The 21,466-nt window shown below is 62.2% G+C and carries 21 protein-coding genes; 8 read left to right on the forward strand and 13 right to left on the reverse strand.

The genetic code is table 11. The features are described 5' to 3' along the window. Positions 1 to 120: 120 nt before the first annotated feature. Genes CGA22_RS22020 through CGA22_RS22045 form a run of 6 tightly spaced genes read left to right on the forward strand, consistent with a single transcriptional unit; the run spans position 121 to position 6,175 of the window. A complete protein-coding gene (locus CGA22_RS22020; RefSeq protein WP_041022127.1) occupies positions 121 to 3,042 on the forward strand; it encodes a monovalent cation/H+ antiporter subunit A in 2,922 nt (973 codons plus the stop codon). Beyond that, positions 3,042 to 3,386 (forward strand): Na+/H+ antiporter subunit C, encoded by a 345-nt coding sequence (locus tag CGA22_RS22025; protein WP_041022128.1) that lies wholly within the window; start codon positions 3,042 to 3,044, stop codon positions 3,384 to 3,386. Before CGA22_RS22020 ends, CGA22_RS22025 begins: the two co-directional genes overlap by 1 nt. Next, on the forward strand, positions 3,383 to 5,068 hold the full coding sequence (locus CGA22_RS22030) for a monovalent cation/H+ antiporter subunit D (protein WP_041022129.1): 1,686 nt from the start codon (positions 3,383 to 3,385) through the stop codon (positions 5,066 to 5,068). The genes CGA22_RS22025 and CGA22_RS22030 overlap by 4 nt, the downstream gene beginning before the upstream one ends. After that, on the forward strand, positions 5,065 to 5,553 hold the full coding sequence (locus CGA22_RS22035; protein ID WP_041022130.1) for a Na+/H+ antiporter subunit E: 489 nt from the start codon (positions 5,065 to 5,067) through the stop codon (positions 5,551 to 5,553). Before CGA22_RS22030 ends, CGA22_RS22035 begins: the two co-directional genes overlap by 4 nt. Next, the gene (locus tag CGA22_RS22040; RefSeq protein WP_041022131.1) at positions 5,550 to 5,828 is read left to right on the forward strand and encodes a K+/H+ antiporter subunit F; all 279 of its coding nucleotides are present in this window, start codon (positions 5,550 to 5,552) and stop codon (positions 5,826 to 5,828) included. Before CGA22_RS22035 ends, CGA22_RS22040 begins: the two co-directional genes overlap by 4 nt. Beyond that, positions 5,825 to 6,175 carry a Na+/H+ antiporter subunit G gene (locus CGA22_RS22045; protein ID WP_041022132.1) on the forward strand — a complete coding sequence of 117 codons (351 nt, stop codon included), beginning with the start codon at positions 5,825 to 5,827 and terminating at the stop codon, positions 6,173 to 6,175. Before CGA22_RS22040 ends, CGA22_RS22045 begins: the two co-directional genes overlap by 4 nt. A gap of 144 nt (positions 6,176 to 6,319) precedes the next feature. On the opposite strand, the gene CGA22_RS22050 is transcribed toward CGA22_RS22045, so the two are convergent. From CGA22_RS22050 to CGA22_RS22060, 3 genes are all read right to left on the reverse strand, one after another. Next, the gene (locus tag CGA22_RS22050; RefSeq protein ID WP_041022133.1) at positions 6,320 to 6,757 is read right to left on the reverse strand and encodes a DUF3995 domain-containing protein; all 438 of its coding nucleotides are present in this window, start codon (positions 6,755 to 6,757) and stop codon (positions 6,320 to 6,322) included. 134 nt (positions 6,758 to 6,891) lie between these two features. Beyond that, positions 6,892 to 7,902: an ABC transporter substrate-binding protein gene (locus tag CGA22_RS22055; RefSeq protein WP_041022134.1), complete on the reverse strand. Its 1,011-nt coding sequence runs from the start codon at positions 7,900 to 7,902 to the stop codon at positions 6,892 to 6,894. A 124-nt stretch (positions 7,903 to 8,026) separates the two neighbouring features. Beyond that, on the reverse strand, positions 8,027 to 8,497 hold the full coding sequence (locus CGA22_RS22060; RefSeq protein WP_041022135.1) for a hypothetical protein: 471 nt from the start codon (positions 8,495 to 8,497) through the stop codon (positions 8,027 to 8,029). 449 nt (positions 8,498 to 8,946) lie between these two features. On the opposite strand from CGA22_RS22060, the gene CGA22_RS22065 reads away from it, so the two are divergent. Together CGA22_RS22065 and CGA22_RS22070 are read left to right on the forward strand one after the other, a co-directional pair. Beyond that, positions 8,947 to 9,153 carry a hypothetical protein gene (locus CGA22_RS22065; protein WP_084213746.1) on the forward strand — a complete coding sequence of 69 codons (207 nt, stop codon included), beginning with the start codon at positions 8,947 to 8,949 and terminating at the stop codon, positions 9,151 to 9,153. 80 nt (positions 9,154 to 9,233) lie between these two features. Continuing rightward, on the forward strand, positions 9,234 to 9,470 hold the full coding sequence (locus CGA22_RS22070; protein WP_041022137.1) for a DUF2789 family protein: 237 nt from the start codon (positions 9,234 to 9,236) through the stop codon (positions 9,468 to 9,470). Positions 9,471 to 9,680: 210 nt separating this feature from the next. Here the strand turns inward: CGA22_RS22070 and CGA22_RS22075 are convergent, their stop codons facing one another. From CGA22_RS22075 to CGA22_RS22120, 10 genes are all read right to left on the reverse strand, one after another. After that, complete coding sequence (locus tag CGA22_RS22075; protein ID WP_370444492.1) at positions 9,681 to 11,351, reverse strand: methyl-accepting chemotaxis protein; 1,671 nt, start codon at positions 11,349 to 11,351, stop codon at positions 9,681 to 9,683. Positions 11,352 to 11,482: 131 nt separating this feature from the next. Beyond that, on the reverse strand, positions 11,483 to 11,887 hold the full coding sequence (locus tag CGA22_RS22080; protein ID WP_024780047.1) for a TraR/DksA family transcriptional regulator: 405 nt from the start codon (positions 11,885 to 11,887) through the stop codon (positions 11,483 to 11,485). Positions 11,888 to 12,213: 326 nt separating this feature from the next. Further along, positions 12,214 to 13,236, reverse strand: coding sequence for an ABC transporter permease (locus tag CGA22_RS22085; RefSeq protein WP_041022139.1), 1,023 nt, complete (start codon positions 13,234 to 13,236; stop codon positions 12,214 to 12,216). A 138-nt stretch (positions 13,237 to 13,374) separates the two neighbouring features. Next, positions 13,375 to 14,928, reverse strand: a complete 1,554-nt coding sequence (locus tag CGA22_RS22090) for a sugar ABC transporter ATP-binding protein (RefSeq protein ID WP_188258703.1) — start codon at positions 14,926 to 14,928, stop codon at positions 13,375 to 13,377. An 81-nt stretch (positions 14,929 to 15,009) separates the two neighbouring features. Further along, on the reverse strand, positions 15,010 to 15,936 hold the full coding sequence (locus CGA22_RS22095) for a sugar ABC transporter substrate-binding protein (protein WP_041022140.1): 927 nt from the start codon (positions 15,934 to 15,936) through the stop codon (positions 15,010 to 15,012). A 54-nt stretch (positions 15,937 to 15,990) separates the two neighbouring features. Further along, positions 15,991 to 16,143, reverse strand: coding sequence for a hypothetical protein (locus CGA22_RS22100; RefSeq protein ID WP_177329245.1), 153 nt, complete (start codon positions 16,141 to 16,143; stop codon positions 15,991 to 15,993). A 141-nt stretch (positions 16,144 to 16,284) separates the two neighbouring features. Continuing rightward, positions 16,285 to 17,337, reverse strand: coding sequence for a Gfo/Idh/MocA family oxidoreductase (locus tag CGA22_RS22105; RefSeq protein ID WP_041022141.1), 1,053 nt, complete (start codon positions 17,335 to 17,337; stop codon positions 16,285 to 16,287). A 139-nt stretch (positions 17,338 to 17,476) separates the two neighbouring features. Continuing rightward, complete coding sequence (locus CGA22_RS22110) at positions 17,477 to 18,487, reverse strand: Gfo/Idh/MocA family protein (protein ID WP_041022142.1); 1,011 nt, start codon at positions 18,485 to 18,487, stop codon at positions 17,477 to 17,479. A 30-nt stretch (positions 18,488 to 18,517) separates the two neighbouring features. Continuing rightward, complete coding sequence (gene iolD / locus CGA22_RS22115; RefSeq protein ID WP_041022143.1) at positions 18,518 to 20,449, reverse strand: 3D-(3,5/4)-trihydroxycyclohexane-1,2-dione acylhydrolase (decyclizing); 1,932 nt, start codon at positions 20,447 to 20,449, stop codon at positions 18,518 to 18,520. Positions 20,450 to 20,594: 145 nt separating this feature from the next. Then, positions 20,595 to 21,416, reverse strand: a complete 822-nt coding sequence (locus CGA22_RS22120) for a TIM barrel protein (protein WP_041022144.1) — start codon at positions 21,414 to 21,416, stop codon at positions 20,595 to 20,597. Positions 21,417 to 21,466: the final 50 nt, after the last annotated feature.

Below are 21,466 nucleotides of genomic sequence, written 5' to 3' on the forward strand. Positions count from 1 at the left end.
TGAAACAACGCAAAACAGGAAAACTCCACCTATCTTGTAGGATTCTGCGACACCCTCGCGGTTGGTGATCCGGGACACGCCACGTATGATCCCTCACTACCTCCCGCCGAATAGAAGCCTATGTCACTGATAGTTCTATTGCTTTTACCCTTCATCGGCAGCTGTGTCGCGGCGCTGCTGCCGCATAACGCCCGTAACGCCGAATCGTTGCTGGCAGGCCTCGTCGCCTTGGTCGGCACCATTCAAGTGGCCTTGCTCTACCCACAGATCGTCGACGGCGGCGTGATCCGTGAAGAGTATCTCTGGCTGCCGAGCCTGGGCCTGAACTTCGTGCTGCGGCTGGACGGGTTTGCTTGGCTGTTTTCGTTGCTGGTGCTGGGCATCGGTACGTTGGTGTCGTTGTACGCCCGCTATTACATGTCACCGGAAGATCCGGTGCCGCGCTTCTTCGCGTTCTTCCTGGCATTCATGGGCGCCATGCTCGGGCTGGTGATTTCCGGCAACCTGATCCAGATGGTGTTTTTCTGGGAACTGACCAGCCTGTTCTCGTTCCTGCTGATCGGCTACTGGCATCACCGCGCCGATGCCCGGCGCGGCGCCTACATGGCGCTGATGGTGACCGGGGCCGGCGGGCTGTGCCTGTTGGCCGGGGTGCTGCTGCTCGGCCATGTGGTGGGCAGCTATGAACTGGACAAGGTCCTGGCAGCGGGTGACCTGATCCGGGCCCATGCCCTCTACCCCATCCTGCTGCCGCTGATCCTGATCGGTGCCCTGAGCAAAAGTGCTCAGTTCCCGTTCCATTTCTGGCTGCCCCACGCCATGGCCGCGCCCACCCCGGTCTCGGCCTACCTGCACTCGGCGACCATGGTCAAGGCCGGGGTGTTCCTGCTGGCACGGTTGTGGCCGTCGCTGTCGGGCAGTGAACAGTGGTTCTACATCGTAGGCGGTGCGGGGGCCTGTACGCTGTTGCTGGGTGCCTACTGCGCGATGTTCCAGAATGACCTCAAGGGGTTGCTGGCCTATTCCACCATCAGCCACCTGGGATTGATCACCCTGCTGCTGGGCCTGAACAGCCCGCTGGCGGCCGTGGCGGCGGTGTTTCACATTCTCAACCACGCCACCTTCAAGGCCTCGCTGTTCATGGCAGCCGGGATCATCGACCACGAAAGCGGCACTCGGGACATTCGCAAGCTCAGCGGCCTGGTGCGGCTGATTCCCTTCACCGCGACGCTGGCAATGGTCGCCAGCGCGGCGATGGCCGGGGTGCCGCTGCTCAACGGTTTCCTGTCCAAGGAAATGTTCTTCGCCGAAACAGTGTTTATTTCCGCCACGGCCTGGGTCGAGCTGGCGCTGCCGATCATCGCCACCATCGCCGGGACCTTCAGCGTCGCCTACTCCCTGCGCTTCACGGTGGATGTGTTCTTCGGCCCCACGGCCACCGACCTGCCCCATACCCCCCACGAACCGCCGCGCTGGATGCGCGCGCCGGTGGAGTTGCTGGTGTTCACCTGTCTGCTGGTGGGGATCTTCCCGGCCCAGGTGGTCGGCTCCTTGCTGGCGGCGGCCGCGCTGCCGGTGGTGGGCGGCAGCCTGCCCGAATACAGCCTGGCGATCTGGCATGGCCTCAATGCACCGATGATCATGAGCCTGGTGGCGATGTCCGGTGGCGTCGTGCTGTACCTGCTGCTGCGCAAGCAATTCAAGCGCGGGCAGATCAACCATACGCCGTTCATTGGCCGGTTCAGCGGCAAGCGCCTGTTCGAGCGCAGCCTGGTGCTGATGATGCGCCTCGGCCGACGATTGGAACGACTCATCAGTACCCGACGCCTCCAGGCCCAGTTGTTCCTGCTGGTGCTGGTTGCGGTGCTGGCCGGGCTGATCCCGATGCTGCACAGTTCTCTGGCCTGGGGCGACCGGCCGAAGATCCCCGGCTCCATCGTCTTCGTCATCCTCTGGCTGCTGGCCATTGCCTGCGCCCTGGGCGCGGCGTGGCAGGCCAAGTATCACCGTCTCGCGGCCCTGACCATGGTCAGCGTCTGCGGCCTGATGACCTGCGTGACCTTCGTCTGGTTCTCCGCCCCCGACCTGGCCTTGACGCAACTCGTGGTGGAAGTGGTGACCACGGTGCTGATCCTGCTGGGCCTGCGCTGGCTGCCACGGCGGATCGAGGACGCATCGCCCCGGCCCAACAGCGAACGGCGCGCGCGTATTCGTCGTCTGCGGGACTTGCTGCTGTCCTTCGCCGTGGGTGGCGGCATGGCGCTGTTGTCCTATGCGATGCTGACGCGCCAGACGCCCAACGACATTTCTTCGTTCTACCTCAGCCGGGCCCTGCCCGAAGGCGGCGGCAGCAACGTGGTGAACGTGATGCTGGTGGATTTCCGTGGCTTCGACACCCTGGGGGAAATCACCGTGCTGGTGGCGGTGGCCCTGGCCGTGTTTGCCCTGCTCCGACGTTTCCGGCCGCCGAAGGAAAGCATGCAGTTGCCGGCGCAGCAGCGCCTGCTGGCGCCGGACGTGGTCACCGACCTGGTCAACCCGCGACATGCCAGCGATACCGCATTGGGCTTCATGATGGTGCCCTCGGTGCTGGTGCGCCTGCTGCTGCCGATTGCCCTGGTGGTGTCGTTCTATTTGTTCATGCGCGGCCACAACCAACCGGGTGGCGGTTTCGTGGCCGGGCTGGTGATGTCGGTGGCGTTCATCCTGCAGTACATGGTGGCCGGCACCCAGTGGGTCGAGGCGCAAATGAGCCTGCGCCCGCTGCGCTGGATGGGCACCGGGTTGTTGTTCGCAACGGCGACGGGCCTGGGGGCGATGGCCGTGGGCTATCCGTTCCTCACCACGCACACCTGGCATTTGAAATTGCCGCTGCTGGGTGACATGCACCTGGCCAGCGCCCTGTTCTTCGACATCGGCGTATATGCCGTAGTGGTCGGCTCGACGTTGCTGATCCTCACCGCGCTGGCGCACCAGTCGGTGCGGGCCCACAAGCCGGCCCAGCAGTCCAAAGCCGCGCCTCTCAAAGGAGCCACGATCTGATGGAAGAAGTCATCGCTATCGCAATCGGCGTCCTGGCCGCCTCCGGTGTCTGGCTGGTGCTGCGGCCGCGGACCTTCCAGGTGGTCATGGGCCTGTGCCTGCTGTCCTACGGCGTCAACCTGTTCATCTTCAGCATGGGCAGCCTGTTCATCGGCAAGGAGCCGATCATCAAGGACGGCGTGACCCAGGACCTGCTGCACTACACCGACCCGTTGCCCCAGGCCCTGGTGCTGACCGCCATCGTCATCAGCTTCGCCATGACCGCCTTGTTCCTGGTGGTATTGCTGGCCTCCCGGGGCCTGACCGGCACCGACCATGTGGACGGCCGGGAGCCCCGGGAATGATGCTGACGCCTCATCTGATCGCCGCGCCCATCCTCCTGCCGCTGCTCACCGCCGCGTTGATGCTGATGCTGGGGGAAAAGCACCGCGCGCTTAAAGCACGGATCAATCTGTTCTCCAGCCTGCTGGGCCTGGGCATCGCGGTGCTGCTGTTGTACTGGACCCAGGACCAGGCCCTGCCCGCCTCCATCGGCGTGTACCTGCCGGGCAACTGGCAGGCACCGTTCGGCATCGTCCTGGTGGTGGACCGCCTTTCGGCGCTGATGTTGGTGTTGACCGGCATCATCGGCGTCAGCGCCTTGCTGTTCGCCATGGCCCGCTGGCACGGCGCGGGGGCCAGCTTCCATGCCTTGTTCCAGATCCAACTGATGGGTCTCTATGGCGCCTTCCTCACCGGGGATCTGTTCAACCTGTTCGTGTTTTTCGAGGTATTGCTGGCCGCCTCCTACGGCTTGCTGTTGCATGGCTCGGGCCGGGCACGGGTGTCGTCGGGCTTGCACTACATCTCGATCAACCTGCTGGCCTCGTCGCTGTTCCTGATCGGCGCGGCGCTGATCTATGGCGTCACCGGCACCTTGAACATGGCCGACCTGGCGCTGAAAGTGCCTTTGGTGCCGGAAGCCGACCGCGGCCTGCTGCATGCAGGGGCGGCGATCCTCGCGGTGGCGTTCCTGGCCAAGGCCGGCATGTGGCCACTGAACTTCTGGCTGGTGCCCGCCTATAGCGCCGCCAGTGCGCCCGTGGCAGCGCTGTTCGCGATCATGACCAAGGTGGGCATCTACACGATATTGCGCTTGTGGACCTTGCTGTTCTCCGGCCAGGCCGGTGCGTCAGCGTATTTCGGCGGCGACTGGCTGATCTACGGCGGCATGGCGACCATCGTCTGCGCCGCCATCGCCATTCTGGCGGCCCAGCGTCTGGAACGCATGGCCAGCCTGAGCATCCTGGTATCGGCCGGCATCCTGTTGTCGGCCATCGGTTTCGCCCAGCCGAACCTGGTGGGCGCCGCGCTTTTCTATCTGGTGAGTTCGACCCTGGCGCTGTGCGCGCTCTTCCTGCTGGCCGAGTTGATCGAACGCTCGCGTTCGGCCAATGAGCTGTCGCTGGAGGACGACCTCGATGCTTTGCCGCGACCGCTGGAGTCCCTGCAACCGCCCAAGGGCACCAACCTCGACGATGAGCAGAAAGCCGTGGTCGGGCAAGTGATTCCCTGGACCATGGCCTTCCTCGGCCTGAGTTTCATTGCCTGTGCGCTGTTGATCGTCGGCATGCCGCCGCTGTCGGGATTCATCGGCAAACTGGGGCTGTTGAACGCCTTGCTCAACCCCCAGGGGCTCGGAGTCGACGCCGGCCAGCCGGTGTCGTCTCAGGCCTGGGGCCTGCTGGCGTTGTTGATCCTGTCCGGGCTGGCCTCGTTGATTGCGTTCTCGCGCCTGGGCATCCAGCGCTTCTGGACCCCGCAGGAGCGACCCTCGCCCCTGCTGCGGCCTTTCGAATGCCTGCCGATCATTGCGCTGCTCGGTCTGGGCATCGCCTTGACATTCAAGGCCGAACCCCTGCTGCGCTACACCCAGGACGCCGCCAACGCGCTGAACACACCGGAACACTACGTGATGTCGGTGCTCGGCACCCGTAACGTCCCCGGCCCCGATGCCCTCGGTGCCGTGCCGGAGGTGCAGCCATGAAACGCCTGTTTCCCGCGCCATGGCTGTCCCTGGCACTCTGGGCGCTGTGGCTGCTGTTGAACTTGTCCCTCAGCGCCGGGCACCTGCTGCTGGGGGCGGTGCTGGGCTTCCTGGCACCGCTGATGATGCGCCCGCTGCGGCCACGCCCCATTCGTATCCGCCGCCCCTGGGTGGTGCTGCGGCTGTTCCTGTTGGTGGGGCGCGATGTGCTGGTGTCCAACCTGGCGGTGGCCTGGGGCGTTCTGAACGCCGGGCGACGACCGCCGCGCTCGCGGTTCGTCAAGGTGCCGCTGGACCTGCACGATGCCAATGGGCTGGCGGCGTTGTCGATGATCACCACGGTTATTCCCGGAACGGTCTGGTCGGAACTGGCGTTGGATCGCCGTATCCTGCTGATGCATGTGTTCGATCTGGAAGACGAAGCGTCGTTCATCGCGCATTTCAAGGCCACCTACGAGCGGCCCCTGATGGAGATTTTCGAATGAGTCCGTTGCTGTCCAATGCGATTCTGCTGAGTCTGTTCCTGTTTTCCGTGGCGATGGTGCTGACCCTGTTGCGCCTGTTCAAGGGGCCGTCGGCGCAAGACCGGGTCCTGGCCCTGGACTACCTGTACATCGTTGCGATGCTGATGATGCTGGTGCTGGGTATCCGTTACGCCAGTGACACCTACTTCGAAGCGGCGCTGCTGATCGCCCTGTTCGGCTTTGTCGGCTCGTTTGCCCTGGCCAAGTTCTTGCTGCGTGGCGAGGTGATCGAATGACCGGGCATTTGTCGATGTGGGTGGAGATCCCGGTGGCGATCCTGCTGGTGCTCGGCAGCCTGTTCGCCCTGGCCGGGGCCATCGGCCTGGTGCGGTTGAAGGATTATTTCCAGCGCATGCACCCACCGGCCCTGGCCTCGACGCTGGGGGCCTGGTGCGTGGCGCTGGCCTCGATCATTTATTTCTCGGCGCTCAAGTCCGGGCCGGTGCTGCATGCCTGGCTGATACCGATCCTGCTGTCCATCACCGTGCCGGTGACCACCCTGCTGCTGGCCCGGGCGGCGTTATTTCGCAAGCGCATGGCTGGGGATGATGTGCCGGCGGAAGTGAGTAGCCGGCGTCAGTGAAGGAGCAGACGGTGCAAACCTGTAGGAGCAAAGCTTGCTCGCGATAGCGACAGACCCGTCAACATCGTGGCTGACTGACTTACCGCAATCGCGAGCAAGCTTTGCTCCCACAAAATCTCCTGGGCACAACAGTGATGTTGTGTTTCAGACCCAGGCCACCGCCAGCAAGCCGGCGCCCAGCAGGACGCACAACGGCGAATAGACCCAGGTGTCGAGCCGGGCGAAGGTCGATTCCTTGAACTCCTTGAAGAAGCCCACCAGGTTCGACTCGCCGATGGCCCGGGCGAACATCAGCAAGGCAATCGCACTGATGAGCCATTGCAGCGCTCGGTGGGTGACAGGCGGCGCCAACAGGCCGCCTCGCAGACATACCAGCAAAGCGATGAACAGCAGCGCCAGGGCCACCAACAGGGTCAACCAGCCAGAAGGCTCAAATGCCGGGCGCAGCACCTCCCCCCGCTCCACCGGAACCTGCGGCACTACCGCCTGGGCCGCCCAGCGTCCGCCCAGGGCCCAGTACACATGAATCAAACTGATGGCCGCCAATACCGCGACCAGCGTCCGTGCCAATAAAAGCGTCATTCGCCAGCCTCCTGGAAAAGGTTGAACACTCATCCTAGCTCGAATTTGGCATTTCGCAGGACGGGCGCAGATTGCCCGTTTCCGGCGGATGACTCATTGCCCGGGATCAAGTGTTCAAACGCCGGCACTCGACGCTACAGACCGGCAGACACCTTTTCCGCCACCTCGCTGGGCAGCCAGGCCTGCCACACCTGGGGATGGGCCTTGAGGAACGCCTCGGCAGCCTCACGGGGCGGCGTGCGCTTTTCGCTCATCTCGGCCAGGGCCTTGTTCAGCGGATCGATGGGCAGGTCGACCTTGCTGAAGAACTCGGCAATCTCCGGATACTGTTTCTGGAACGGCGCCGAGACGCCAATCGACAGCTTCGAAGCCAGGGAGCGAGTCGGCCTGGGATTGGGATTATCGGCGTCGGTCAGGGTCTTCCAGGCCTCGGCATCGAAGGGCGGCTCTTGCAACTGCACCAGCTTGAATCGCCCGAGCAGCGGCGTGGGCGACCAGTAGTAGAACAGGATCGGTTTGCCCCGGCGGATCGACGAGGTAATTTCCGCGTCCAGCGCCGCCCCGGAGCCGCTGCGGAAATTCACGTAGCTGTCGGTCAGGCCATACGCCTTGAGCTTCTGCTTGTTGACCACCTCGGATGTCCAGCCGATGGGGCTGTTGAGGAAGCGTCCCTTGTCGGGACTTTCCGGGTCCTTGAATACCTGCTTGTAGCGCGCCAGGTCGCTGACGCTGCGCAGGTCCGGCGCCAGGGGCTTGATTCCCTTGGCGGGATCGCCCTTGATCACGTATTCCGGCACCCACCAACCTTCCGTCGCACCCTTGACCGTATCGCCCAGGGCGACCACCTTGCCCTCGGCTTCGGCCTTGACCCACACCGGACTGCGACCGGCCCACTCTTCGCCGATGACCTGAATGTCGTTGTTGGCCAGCGCGGTTTCCAGGGTGATGGTGGTGCCCGGCAAGGTGTCGGTTTTCAAGCCGTAGCCTTTTTCGACGATGATCCGCAGGATATCGGTGATCAGGCTGCCGCTTTCCCAGTTCAGATCGGCGAAGTGGATCGGTGTCGAAGCAGCCGATGCCGGAAATGACGAAGCAAACACAGCACAGGTGGCCCAGGCAACCAGCCACTGTCGAACTCGTTTCATGCGATGTACCTCATACCAGACAGCAATAGCTGAACGGTCCTGCGTAACCGAACGCAAGCCCCCGAATCATTCAGTCAACTGACTGTAGCCGAGGTTCCAGCAAAACGGTCGCCGCCCCTGGGTATCACTCGCTGGCCTTGAAGGTCACCAGTTCGCCCTTGCGCCACTTCGCGGCTTTGGCGGTGACTGCCTTGAGGGTCTTGGTCAGACCTTCTTGCAACTGTTCGTTCGCCGCATACACGGTCACCACACTGTGGCCTTCCTTGAACAGGATGGCCTGGCCGCCCGGGGTCGTGACAAACGCGTACTCCCCAAGGCCATAGACCGTCAGTTTGATTTCGCGAAACCTGATCTCGAACTTGCCCCCCTCGCGACTCGGCAATACCGCTGCACGAAAATGGTCACCCACTTTGAGCTCGAGTCGGGGTTTGTCATCGACCACAAGGGCCGATTCGGTGTCGATTTCGGCGACGTAAATACCTTCGGCGGTCTGCTCGGTGATGTAGACGAAACGTGACTGGAACAGTTTGACCAGCTTTGCCCGAAGGTCACCCAGTACAAATAACGCATGCGTGTCGAGATTACTTACTGCCAAGGAAACATCCCCATCTTTGAAAACGGCCCGTTCCGCAGAAAGGACGGACCACGAGAACCCGTGCCGACTGTAATGTCGCAATGGACCTGTAACTGAAATTCGAAGTGAACGGCGCGCCCTGCCCCAGGACGAGAGAAGACTAAAGGATTGTCACTCTCGCCGTCTTTCCCGGGAGGTCGTCAGAAGCTGAAGGAAATAGCCACTCTGAGCATCGGAAAAGGTGGGACTACTAACTTTAGGGAAAATTCTCACTTAAAAAAGCATTTTTCTGACATCGAGCCTAAAAAAAATTGCTTTAGATAGGCGCAACCGTCCACTCAGCGCTGCCGATTCTAGAGCAGCCGGAGGTGCGGAGACTACTTGAAATACCCGGCAATTCGTCGGTAAACCATAGAAAAGGAATTCACATGGGCACTTTCACAACCTTGATCCACCCCGTCACACCTCGCATGGTCAATCCCCATGACGCCTTTGACGGTATCGACTACCTGCCGGTCTCGCTGATTCAACCACGTTATCGGGTCGTCCTGGCCGGTAAGTGTTTTTTCCATATTGAAGAAACATCGACTGGACGTGTAAGAGGTTTCCGCACTGATCATAACGAAGCCTGTTACCTGGCCAGGCATCTCGAGCGAAGTGCCGGAACACAGCAATAATCGAACTCCTGACGCGCGCTTGCCTCAGATAAAGGGACGCAACCAAGCGCCATGATGGCGCATGCCCAAAGGAGAACCCCATGGAACAACCTTCCCACGAACTCAAGACCCTGTTCGATCAACTGGGCCTGCCCTCGGACGAAAAAGCCATCGACAACTTCATCGTGGCACACCCCCTGGACCCGGAGACAAAACTGGTGGAAGCCGATTTCTGGTCGGATCAGCAGAAGGACCTGCTACGGGAATGGTTGCTCGCCGATGGCGAAGAAGCGGTGTTGGTGGATCAACTGAACGTGCGCCTGCACGACGGCAAATAGCGGGTCAACAGCATTTGCTTTGTGGGAGCGGGCTTGCTCACGAACGCGGTGCATCAGTCGATACTTTGCTGACTGCCCCACCGCTATCGCGAGCAGGCTCGCTCCCACAGTGGCCTTCGGTGGCCGCAAGATCCGCGAACACCACAAATCCCCTGTGGGAGCGAGCCTGCTCGCGATCAGCGGTGAGCCTGCTCTATCCAAATGGATAGCCTATCGCGGCTTCTCGGGCTTATAGCCCAACCGCAACCCACCCCAGTGGCGGCCCTTGAGCATGATGGGCACGGACAGGTCATGCATCAGCTCGCCCGTGTCGCGGGTGTAGGTCTGCAACAGCACCGGCTGCTGATGGCTGCCGCATCGAATCCCGGTACGATCGGAGAACTTGCGCTTGGTCCGGTTGTTCAGCGTGTCGACGGCAGGATCCCCGGTCAACGGCTGGCTGAAAATTTTGTTGTGGGTCGGCACATACCCCTGCTGGGTGCAGGCAATCGCAAACACCAAGCCTTCGTGCCGGGCGAGCAAAGGTTCCTGGATGGCCGGCAGGACCTGGTCGGTATAACGGTCGAAACGGGTCTGGAACTTGGCGGGATGGGTATTGGGGATGGCCTGGTAGTTACGATCGAACAGATCCTCCAGGCTGATACGCCCCTGATCGATATCCGCCTCGAATTGCGCGGCGATCTGGCTAGCGCCTTCACGCGCCAGGTCGTAGACCCGCTGGTGATAATCGTCGAGCCCCACCTCGGCCAGGCGCTCGCTGATGGTTTCAGCCTGGCCTTCCATCTGCACGGCCGCTTCGGCCAGGCGTTGGGTTTGCTGGTCGCTGATGGACAGGTCGCTGCGCATCTGCTCGATGGCGTGGAACAGGCTGTCGAGTTGTTCGCGATTGGTGTCGGTGCCCTGGGCGATGGCACTGACCTGGGTTTCGACACCGGCGGCGAGCCGGGCAATGTTCTCCAGGTGCTGGCCTGTATGCTCGACCTGCTGCACACCGCCGTCCAGATCGGCGGCCAACTGGCGGATCTGCTCGACCACCTGGGCGGTGCGCTGTTGGATGTCCGCCACCATGACCCCGACCTCGCCGGTCGCCGCAGCCGTGCGGCCCGCCAGGCCACGGACTTCATCGGCCACCACGGCGAACCCTCGCCCATGCTCGCCGGCCCGCGCCGCTTCGATGGCCGCGTTCAGCGCCAGCAGGTTGGTCTGGCTGGCAATCGACTGAATCACCAGACTGACCCGCTGGATCTCGTCGCTGCGCACGCTCAAGGCCTCGATCAACTCGCGACTGTCGTTTGCCCGCTGGCTGAGTTGGTGCATGCGGCTGATGGACTCCACCAGCTCGCTGCGTCCGGCAACGCTGCTGCGATGGGCCTCGCTGGCAGCGCCCAGGGCTTGCTGGCTGAGTTGGGAAGTGGCCTGTTCGGTGGCGATCATCGTCTCGGCATTGCTGACGATCTGCGCTGCCGCGTCGAGTTGTGACTGGACCTTGCCGGCCAGTTGCCTGACCGAATAGGCGACACCGGCGGCCGACAACGCGTTATGACTGGTGGTGTAGGACAGGTCCCGGGTCAGCTCGGCCAGTGAGCCGGTATTCGACGAAGGCTGGGACGCGGTGACCAGGCGCGAGCGCAGGCGCGGCAACCAGACGATCAGCATCGCCAGGGGCAGACCCAGGTACAGCGACCAGCCTCCCAGCACCATGCCGCATAGCAGCAAGGTCAGGGCAAGACTCTGCAAGGTCGGCGTCAGCCAGCGCGCCGTGCTTTTCGTAGCCGATACCGAGGCAGGCACCGCCGCCAGAGATCCGTCTGTCGCCATGTTCGTCACCACACTTCTCGTTGTTATGCCAGCATTAAACGCCACTACAGAGCCATTATCCATGGTCCATTAGTCGCGTTCTTGCAGCAGATCAACGGGATCGGGTAATTCTATGGGCCGCTAGGCGGCCCGGCGGGAGCAAGCTCCCTCGCCACAAGGTCTGCGCAGCCTTCGATATGGCGAAAAGTAACGGATCAGGCCTGACGCTGGTGCTTGTCGATCTGCTCGTGACGTTCCTGGGCTTCGATGCAGTACTTGGTGGTCGGGCTGATCAGCAGGCGCTTGAGGCCGATCGGCTCGCCGCTGTCGTCGCACCAGCCGAAGCTTTCGTCGTTGATGCGGTCCAGAGCCTGCTCCAGCTGGGGCAGCATGCGCTGGTCACGGTCGATGGCGTTGACTAGCCAGGTACGCTCTTCTTCTACGGAAGCAGCGTCGGCCGGGTCAGCCGGGGAATCCAGGCTTTCAATGGCGATTCGGTTCTGTTCGATGCGCTCGTGGGTTTCGACTTTCATGTTCTGCAACAGCTTGGTGAAGAAAGCCAGCTGCTCGGCGTTCATGTAGTCATCCGCCGGCATGGCCAGCAACTTTTCCTTTGTCATTGATATCTCTATAAAAAAACGTGCATTAAGGCGAATTATGGAGCGTCCCGCAGCGCAGCTGCCACGCTCGTCAGGAAGGCGCCGTCTATTCCAAGCGCCACCCGGCACTCAATTTACGAGGGGCGGCAGTCTAAGGCCGAGTCGAGGCCTCAGCAACCGAAAACATGGGAAAATGTCCGACAACCCCTTCAAATGTTCTCTGACAGGCTTCTGGCGATCATCGGAGTGCGTTTATAACAAGAAATTCGGTGTGATGGCTGTATTAAGAAGACAAATGGCAACGCCACGCGGGTCAGGCGTGGCGCTTTGTCGCAGCAGGGCGATCGTTAACGCTTGAGCTTGCGCTTGTTGCGGTATTGGTCGATGACCACCGCGACCACAATGATCAGCCCCTTGATGATGTCCTGGATGTAGGCATCGACACCGACGAACGTGAAGCCGCTGGCCATGACGCCGAGGATCAGCGCCCCGATCACCGTGCCGGTGATACGCCCTACTCCACCAGCCAGGCTGGTACCGCCGATCACCGCCGCGGCAATCGCATCCAGCTCATAGGACATGCCCATGCCGGCCTGCCCGGTCGCGGCCCGCGCCGAGGCCACCACCCCGGCGAGGCCCGCCAGCAACCCGGCGATGCTGTAGACGATGACCAGATGCCGCTTGACGTTGATCCCCGAGGTACGCGCCGCCTGCATATTGCCGCCGATGGCATAAGTGTATTTGCCGTACTTGGTGTAGCGCAGGGCAATATGGAATATCACTGCCACCACCAGGAAGATGATCACCGGCATGGCGCCATGACCGATGGCGGTGTAGGAATCCGACAACATGCTCACCGGCTGGCCTTCGGTGTAGTAACGCGCCAGGCCCCGGGCCGACACCATCATGCCGAGCGTGGCAATAAAGGGCGGAATGCCGGTGATGGCGATGATGCTGCCGTTGATCGCCCCGGCGAGCAGCCCCACGCCCAGCCCCGCCACCACGGGCACCCATACCGGTAGATCGGTAAGGGAAGGAAATACGGCACGGGCAAAGTCCGAGGTCTGGGCCAGGCTGGCAGCGATCATGGCCGACAACGCCAGCACGGAACCGGACGACAGGTCGATACCGGTGGTGATGATGACCTGGGTCACGCCGATGGCCAGCAGGCCGATGATCGACACTTGCAGGATCATCAGGACCAGGCGCTGGGAGTTCATCAGGAAACTCTGGTCGCGCATGATCCAGCCGAACAACTCGAACACCAGGCCAATGCCGATCAGCACCAGGAAGATACTCAGTTCCGTCGGCAACCGCCGGCGCGTCCTGGCCGGAGCGGCCGTGGGTTTGTTCTCCAGTATTGCGTTCATAGCCATTCACCTTTTTTTGTTCTTTGGCGAGGAGTGCTCTCTGCCGGGAGATGTAGCGGCCCGAAAACGGGGCGGTGCGACGTTTCGATAAATCCCCTCGCCACAATGTTGCTCGACTTTATTTTTTGAACGGGCGCGTCAGGCCAGGCCGGAGGCCAGTTGCATGACCCGCTCCTGGGTCGCTTCGCTCCGGTCGAGGGTCCCCATCAGGTCACCTTCGTGCATCACCAGGACCCGGTCGCTCATGCCCAGCACTTCCGGCAGTTCGGAGGAAATCATGATCACCGCCATGCCCTCGCTGGCGAGGTAGGCAATGAGCCGGTAGATCTCGGCCTTGGCGCCAACATCGATGCCACGGGTCGGCTCGTCGAGGATCAGGATGCGCGGGTTGGTCATCAGCCAGCGGGCCAGCAGCGCCTTCTGTTGATTGCCGCCGGACAAGGTGTCGATGCACTGCTCTAGGGATGGGGTCTTGACCCGCAGCTTTTTGCACATGTCTTCGCACAAGGCGCGCAAGGCTTTCTGCTGGATGAAGCCGTTGCCGACGTAATGGGGCAGCACGGCCATTTCCATGTTTTCCAGCACCGACAGGCACGGGAACAGCCCACTGAGCTTGCGATCCTCGGTCAGCAAGGCGAAACCCTTCTCGATGGCCATGTGCGGATCGCTGATGCGCACCGGTTGGCCGTCCAGCAAAATCTCGCCGCCGGTACTGGGCGTGACGCCGAAGATCGCCTCGGCCACGTTGGTCCGTCCCGAGCCCATCAACCCGGCGATACCGAGGATCTCCCCGGCGTGCAGATCGAAGGAGACGCCCTTGAAGATGCCATCCAGGCTCAGGTCGCGTACCGACAACACCCGCTCGCCAATGGGTTTGTCCCGTTCCGGAAACAGCTGGCTCAGTTCGCGTCCGACCATCATCGAGATCAGACTGTCGCCGTCCATGCTGTCGGCCCGTTGCAGGCCGATGTAGCTACCGTCGCGGAACACCGCCACTTCATCGGCGATGGCGAACACTTCGTTCATTTTATGGGTGATGTAGATGATCCCCTTACCCTGGGCCTTGAGGTCGGCAATGATCGAGAACAGGTGGGCGACTTCCGTTTCTGTGATGGCCGATGTCGGTTCGTCCATGATCAGGATGTCGGAGTCGTAGGACACCGCCTTGGCGATTTCCACCATCTGCCGCTCGGCAATGCTCAGGTTGCCCACCTGTTCCTCGGGGTCGAGGTTGATCCGCAGGCGCTCCAGCAACCTGGCGGTGCAACGGTGCATCTCCCCGTGGTCGATCATGTGCAGGCCATTGAGCTGCTCGCGACCGATCCAGATGTTTTCGGCGATGCTCATGTGGGGCATCAGGTTCAGTTCCTGATGGATCATCGCAATGCCGGCCTGCAACGCCGCCAGGGGGGTGTCGAATGTGACCGGCTTGCCCCGCAGGCGCAGCTCACCGGCGTCCGGCTGGTAGATGCCGGCAATGATCTTCATCAGAGTGGATTTGCCCGCGCCGTTTTCGCCCATCAGGGCCAGGACGGAGCCGGGACGTACCCGCAACTGCACGTCGGACAGGGCCACCACACCGGGAAATCCCTTGCTGACATTGACGACTTCCAGCAGATACGGTTCGTCAGGTAGTACGCCCGGCTGAACGGCCATTGCCGGGGCGCTCGAAGCTATCGCTGAGGCAAACATGGTCAGGTACTCCCTCGGCAAGGTCGGCGTGGCGTCCTTGCCTGCTTATTGTTGGTGGTCGGACCGGTGGTGCGTGGAGCGTTACTTGAACTGGTCGACGTTTTCCGGCGTGATCAGGCGATATGGCACCCACACGGCCTGCTCCACCGGCTGTTTCTTGATCATTTTCACGGCCGTGTCGATCGAGCCGTCGGCCTGCCCCTTGGCGTCCTGGAACACCGAGACCGCCATGTCGCCCTTCTTCACGGCGTTCAGGCCATCCGGCGTACCGTCGACCCCGGCAATCAGTACGCTGCCCTTCTCCTTGCCCGCACCCTTGAGCGCCATGGACGCGCCGATGGCCATCTCGTCGTTGTTCGCCACCACGGCGTTGAACTCACGCCCCTGGGTCAGCCAATCGTTGACCAGGGTCATGCCCTTGTCCCTGGACCAGGTGCCGGTCTGTTCCTGTTCGATCTTGATGTTCGGGTATTTGGCGAGCACTTCCTTGACGCCCTTGGTACGGTTGGTGGTGGAGTTGTTGGCCAGGTCTCCCAGCAGGATCACGATGTCGCCCTTGCCACCCATTTTGTCGGCCAGGTATTGCATCTGCATCCGACCGGCTTCCAGGTCGTCCGAGGCAACGGTCACCACGCCGGCCGGCAGTTTAAGGTCATCGGGACGACGGTTGACGTAGACCAGCGGAATGCCGGCGGCCACGGCGGACTTGGTGATGCGCTGGGTCGCGGCGGTGTCCACCGGGTTGACGATGATCGCATCGACCTTCTGACTGATGAAACTTTCAACCTGGCTCAGTTGCTTGACCACATCACTGCGTGCGTCTTCGAACTGCAGGCTGACGCCATCCGGCATGGACTTGGCTTTCTTGTCCATGGATTCACGCAGGTAAGTCAGCCAGGTGTCGTCGAACTGCGACATGCTGACCCCGATCTTCAGGTCCGCCAGGGCAGCGCCGCTGGCAAACATCAACGACAGGGCCAACGAGGCGATACGGGTCTTGGTCTTCATGAACGGTCTTTCTCCACATTCTTGTTGGTTTTATGGATAAGGCGTGTCGGAACTTCAGGAACGGGGCAAACGCACGATGGGCGCGCCGGGCATGCAACACACCACAGCGCCATTGCGCTGGATGCACAGGGATTCGAACAGGGGAAGGACTGCGGACAAGCGCAGCAGACGTGACGGATGAAACGCAGAGCGGCTGAAGGTTTTCATCGACGGTACCTGGCTGTGTTTCTTGTTTTTGTTGAGTCCGCCGCTTGTTTAAGAAGCCGTTGCACAAGCGGGAACAGGATGTCGGTAACCTGGAAAAGACTTTATTAGAAAATATTTTCCACATCAACAGATTTTAGAATTTTATTCGTTTTTTATTCCGTGACCGATGGGCGCGGCCAACACCACCACTTCATGGCGCTCCGCGCTCTGCCGGGCAGCGTCCAGAATTCGAGTGGTCGCCAGTGCATCACGGGGCTGGACTGGCAGCGGGCCATCTCCTTGAAGTGCGGTTTGCAGGCCCTGGTAGAACTCGATCCAGCACCCCCGCTCCGACGTCACCCGCTCACGCTCGGTGCCGTGCTCGAACCAGCCCCAGCGTCGATGCTCTTCGGTTCCCCAGCGCTCGCCCTCTGTCGCCGGGCTCAGGCCGGCCAGGGCCTGGGCTTCCTGCCCGTCCAGGCCCTCGACGGTATAACAACCGCCGCTGCCGCTGACCCGGAACCGGGGGCGCGGTGCGTTCTGCAGGCAGTTGCCACTCAAGTGCGACACCACACCGTCGGCATGGGTCAGGGACATGAAGAAACCATTGTCGAAAACCTGGCCTGGTTGCCGGTAGTCCAGTTCGGCGTAGATCCGCACCACCGGCCCGAACAGTTGCAACGCCTGGTCCACCAGATGACTGCCCAGGTCACGCAGGAACCCGCCACCACTGCCTTTGCCAACCGACGTCGGCGAATAACGCTCGACACTGGACTCGAACCGCAGCACTTGCCCCAGGACCCCGGACGCCAACAATTTGCGCACGGTCAGGAAGTCCGAGTCCCAGCGCCGGTTCTGGTACACGCACAGCGGCACGTTGCGTCGCTCGGCAGCCGATACCATCGCCTCGGCCTGCGCGGCGTCAAGGGCGAATGGTTTGTCGCTGACCACCGCCACACCCCGCTCGATGGCCTCCATCACCACGGCCGGACGACCGTCCAGGGGCGTGGAAACCACCACCGCGTCGACGCCGGCCGCCACCAGTTGCTCCAGCGTGTCGAAAGCCTGGACATCGGGATGCTCGGTCGCCAGCTGCTGGCGACGCTCGGCGGACCGGGTCACCACGCCCACGAACGTCGCGCCCGGCAAACTGCTGATCAGCGGCGCATGAAAGAACCGTCCGCCTTTGCCGTAGCCCACCAGTCCGATTCGCATGAAAGCTCCTTGTAGATCGTTGAGTCGAGGCGGTCCTTGTGGGAGCCGAGCTTGCTCGCGATGGCGGTAGTTCAGTCAACATTGATGTCGTCTGATCCGGCGCCATCGCGAGCAAGCTCGGCTCCCACAGGAACCACCATCAGCCGTAGAAACGCGGGCGCTCGGGCAACTCCACCTTGACGATCTGCCCACTGCCCTGCGCCTCGATGCAGGCATCCGCCGCCACCGCCGCCGCGAAACCATCCCACGCCGAAGGGCCGCCCACCTGCCCGGCGCGCACGCCGTCGATAAAGGCCTGCAACTCGACGTCATAGGCGGCGATGAAGCGATCCTTCCAGTCCATCAGGATCGCATTGGACAGCTTGGCGCCGCTGCGCAGTTGAACCTGGGACGGTTCCGGCAACTTGGCGATACCGGTCTCCCCCACCACTTCGCACTGGATGTCATAACCGTACTGGCAGTTGACGAACACTTCCACGTCGATGCGCGTGCCCTTGGCGGTTTCCAGCAGGACGATCTGGGGATCGCGCAGGTGGGCCAGGGCCTTGCTGGTCTTGCGCGGGAATACCACCTGCACCGACACGTAGTCGTCGGCCAGCAGCCAGCGCAACACATCCAACTCATGGATCAGGGTGTCGGTGATCGCCATGTCGGTCTTGTAGTTCTCGCCCACGCTGGGGTTGCGATGGGCACAGTGGAGCATCAGGGGCTCACCGATCTGGCCGCTGTCAATCACCGCCTTGAGCGCGCGATAACCCTCATCGTAGGGGCGCATGAAACCGACCTGCACCAATCGCTTGCCGTGGGTCACCTCGGCCTCGACGATCCGGCGGCAGCCCTCCGCCGTGACAGCCAGGGGCTTTTCACAGAACACCGGCTTTCCGGCGGCGATCGCCGCCAGCACGAACTCCTCATGACTCGGCCCCCAGGACGTGACGAGGATCGCCTCGACTTCCGGCGCCTTGATCAATGCGTGCCCATCGGGATAGACCTCGGCGGTCAGGTTCAGGTCGGCCACGACTTTCGCCGCCTGGGCCAGGTTGATGTCGGTCACCGCCACCACCTGGCTGTTGAGCAAGGTCTGGCTGCAACGACGGATATGGTCCTGGCCGATGGCCCCGGTGCCGATGACGCCCAGCTTCAAAGACATGTAGAACTCCTTATGTAGGGTTGGGGCAAATCAGTACTGACGAGCCTGGGCCAGTCGTTCATTAAGGGCCTTGGCGACGGCGTTGGTCCGGGCGCTGGTGGAGACTTGCGCCACACCGACCCGCCACCAGGACAGGTAGCCGTGGATCATGGTCTTGGGCAGGACCTTGATGTCGATCAGGGTCGAGACCGTTTGCAGCCGTGCATCGGCCAGGGCCGCCTGCAGCTCGTCGAGGGTTTTCACCTTGTAGGTCTTGCAACCGTAGGCTGCCGCGCTCATGGCGAAATCCACCGGCACGAAGCCGCCGTCGAGCTTGCCGGTGTCCGGGTTGCGGAAGCGGAACTCGGTGCCGAAGCTGTCCATCCCGTTCCCCATCTGCAAATTGTTGATGCAGCCGAAGGTCATGTTGTCCAGCAGCACCACGTTGATCTTGCGCCGCTCCTGGATCGAGGTCGCCAGCTCCGAATGCAGCATCATGTAAGAACCGTCACCCACCAGGGCGTACACCTCTTTGTCAGGCTCGGCGAGCTTCACGCCCAGCGCCGCATTCACCTCGTACCCCATGCAGGAATAACCGTATTCGAGGTGGTAGGTGTTCACGCCCTTGCTGCGCCAGCTGCGCTGCAAGTCTCCGGGCAGGCTGCCGGCGGCGGCGACGATGATTGCGTCATCGGCGAGGGTTTCGTTGAGTGTGCCCAGCACCCGACTCTGGGTCAGACAGGAGCCGGTGAGTTCGATGAATTCGCGGAACACCGCCGGGTCCATCCCGTCGTTGATTTCCGGGACGAAATCCTCGGCCTGATAATCGGCCTGGTAGACCCTGTCCACCTCGGCCTCCAGTTGCCCCTTGGCGTCAGCGATCCGCCCGCCCCATTCGGCACGGTAATCCCCCATGGCCGCGGACAGCGCTTCCAGCCCCGCCCGCGCATCGGCCAGCAATTGCACGCCGTCGAGTTTCAGCGCGTCGCATGGGCTGACATTGAGGTTGAGAAATTGCACCTCCGGATGCTGGAACAGCCATTTGGAGCCGGTGGTGAAATCGCTGTAGCGCGTACCGATGCCGATGATCAGATCCGCTTCCTTGGCCAGCAGGTTCGCCGCCAGGCAACCGGTTTCGCCAACACCGCCGACGTTCAGCGGATGACTGGACACCACGGCGCTCTTGCCGGCCTGGGTCTCGGCAAAGGGGATGTCGAAGCGTTCGGCAAAGGCTTGCAGTGCGGCGTTGGCGCCGGCGTACTTCACCCCGCCGCCACAGATGATCAGTGGCCGGCGCTTGCCCTTGAGCAGGGCCAGGGCATCGCCAAGCATCGCCGCGGTGGCCGGACGGCGGTCGATGCGATGCACGCGCCTGGCCAGGAAATAATCCGGGTAGTCATAGGCTTCGCCTTGCACATCTTGAGGCAGCGCCAGGGTCACCGCGCCGGTTTCGGCCGGATCGGTGAGCACGCGCATGGCCTGGATCGCGGCGCTCATCAATTGCTCGGGACGGTTGATCCGGTCCCAGTATTTGCTCACCGCCTTGAACGCATCGTTGGTGCTGATGCTCAGGTCGTGGAACTGCTCGATCTGTTGCAGCACCGGGTCCGGTTGGCGGCTGGCGTAGACATCGCCGGGCAACAGCAGCAGCGGAATGCGATTGGCCGTCGCGGTGGCCGCCGCCGTCAACATGTTCGCCGCGCCGGGGCCGACCGAAGAGGTGCAGGCGTAGATCTTGCGGCGCAGATGCTGCTTGGCGAAACCGATAGCGGCGTGGGCCATGCCCTGTTCGTTGCGGCCCTGATGAACCACCAGGTCGCCGCTGTCCTGTTCCAGCGCCTGGCCCAGGCCCAGCACATTGCCGTGACCGAAAATGGTAAAGACCCCGGCAACGAACTTGCTCTGGACGCCGTCGACCTCGACGTACTGGTTATCGAGGAATTTCACCAGGGCCTGGGCCATGGTCAGTCGTGTTGTGGACATGCTTGCACCTTGTCTGGAATGCGATCCCTGTGGGAGCGAGCCTGCTCGCGAAGCGGTGTATCAGACAACATCACTGTCGAATGTGAGATCGCTTTCGCGAGCAGGCTCGCTCCCACAAGGGGGCTCATCATTTTTGAGAGGCGTGTCAGGCCTGGGAATTCTGCAGATGGCTCATGCTCGCCCCCAATGCCTGGCGAATATCAGCCATTTCGTGGACGCTCTCGGCGAACGGCTCGAAGGAGAAGTAACCTTCATAGCCACCGGCCCGCAGCGCCTCGATCTGCGCGGCGTTGCCGAGGATATCGGCCTTGCCCACCAACACCCGGTGGCCGTCGCGGATCGTCGCCAATGGCGCCTGGGCATCTTCCACGCCGGAGATGTGCACCAGCCCGGTCAGCTCGGGGAAGAACGCTTGTTCACTCGCCAGATGGTGGTGAAAGGTATCGTGCACCAGGCGGAATACATCCAGCCCGCCGATAGCCTTGATCGCATCCACCGCCGTCCCCTTGCGGCGCAACGAGCACTCCTCGAACCCCAGGGGCTCGATGAAGCCGTAGATGCCAAAGGCCCGCAGGATCGGCGCCAGTTCGCTGAGCGCCGTACGCAACCCCGCCGCGCGCTCGGCCTCGCTGCGTGGGTCGGCACGGTCATTGAGCGGGCACATGACCAGGCCCTTGGCGCCACATTCGCGCGCATAGTCGGCCAGTCTCACGGCCTGGGCGCGACGCTCCTCGTTCCACACATCGAAGGGATAGAGGGCGTTGATCGACAGCACCTTGATGCCCCGCTCCTCGCACAACTCGCGCACACGGGCAGGCGCCATGCCGTTCTCGATCTCGACGCCTTTCAGGTCATTGCGAATCTCGATGGCGTCGGTTTTCAGGGCCAGGGCCAGATCGATGAATTCGGGCAACGACAGGCGCGGAGCGACCATTCGGTTCAAGGCAAAACGCAGGGGCTTATTCATATTGTTATCCCTCCAGTATCCATACGAAACGGCTTGGGTGAACGGGCAGC

The sequence above is a fragment of the Pseudomonas sp. PSB18 genome, assembly GCF_014596565.1.
Lineage (GTDB): Bacteria > Pseudomonadota > Gammaproteobacteria > Pseudomonadales > Pseudomonadaceae > Aquipseudomonas.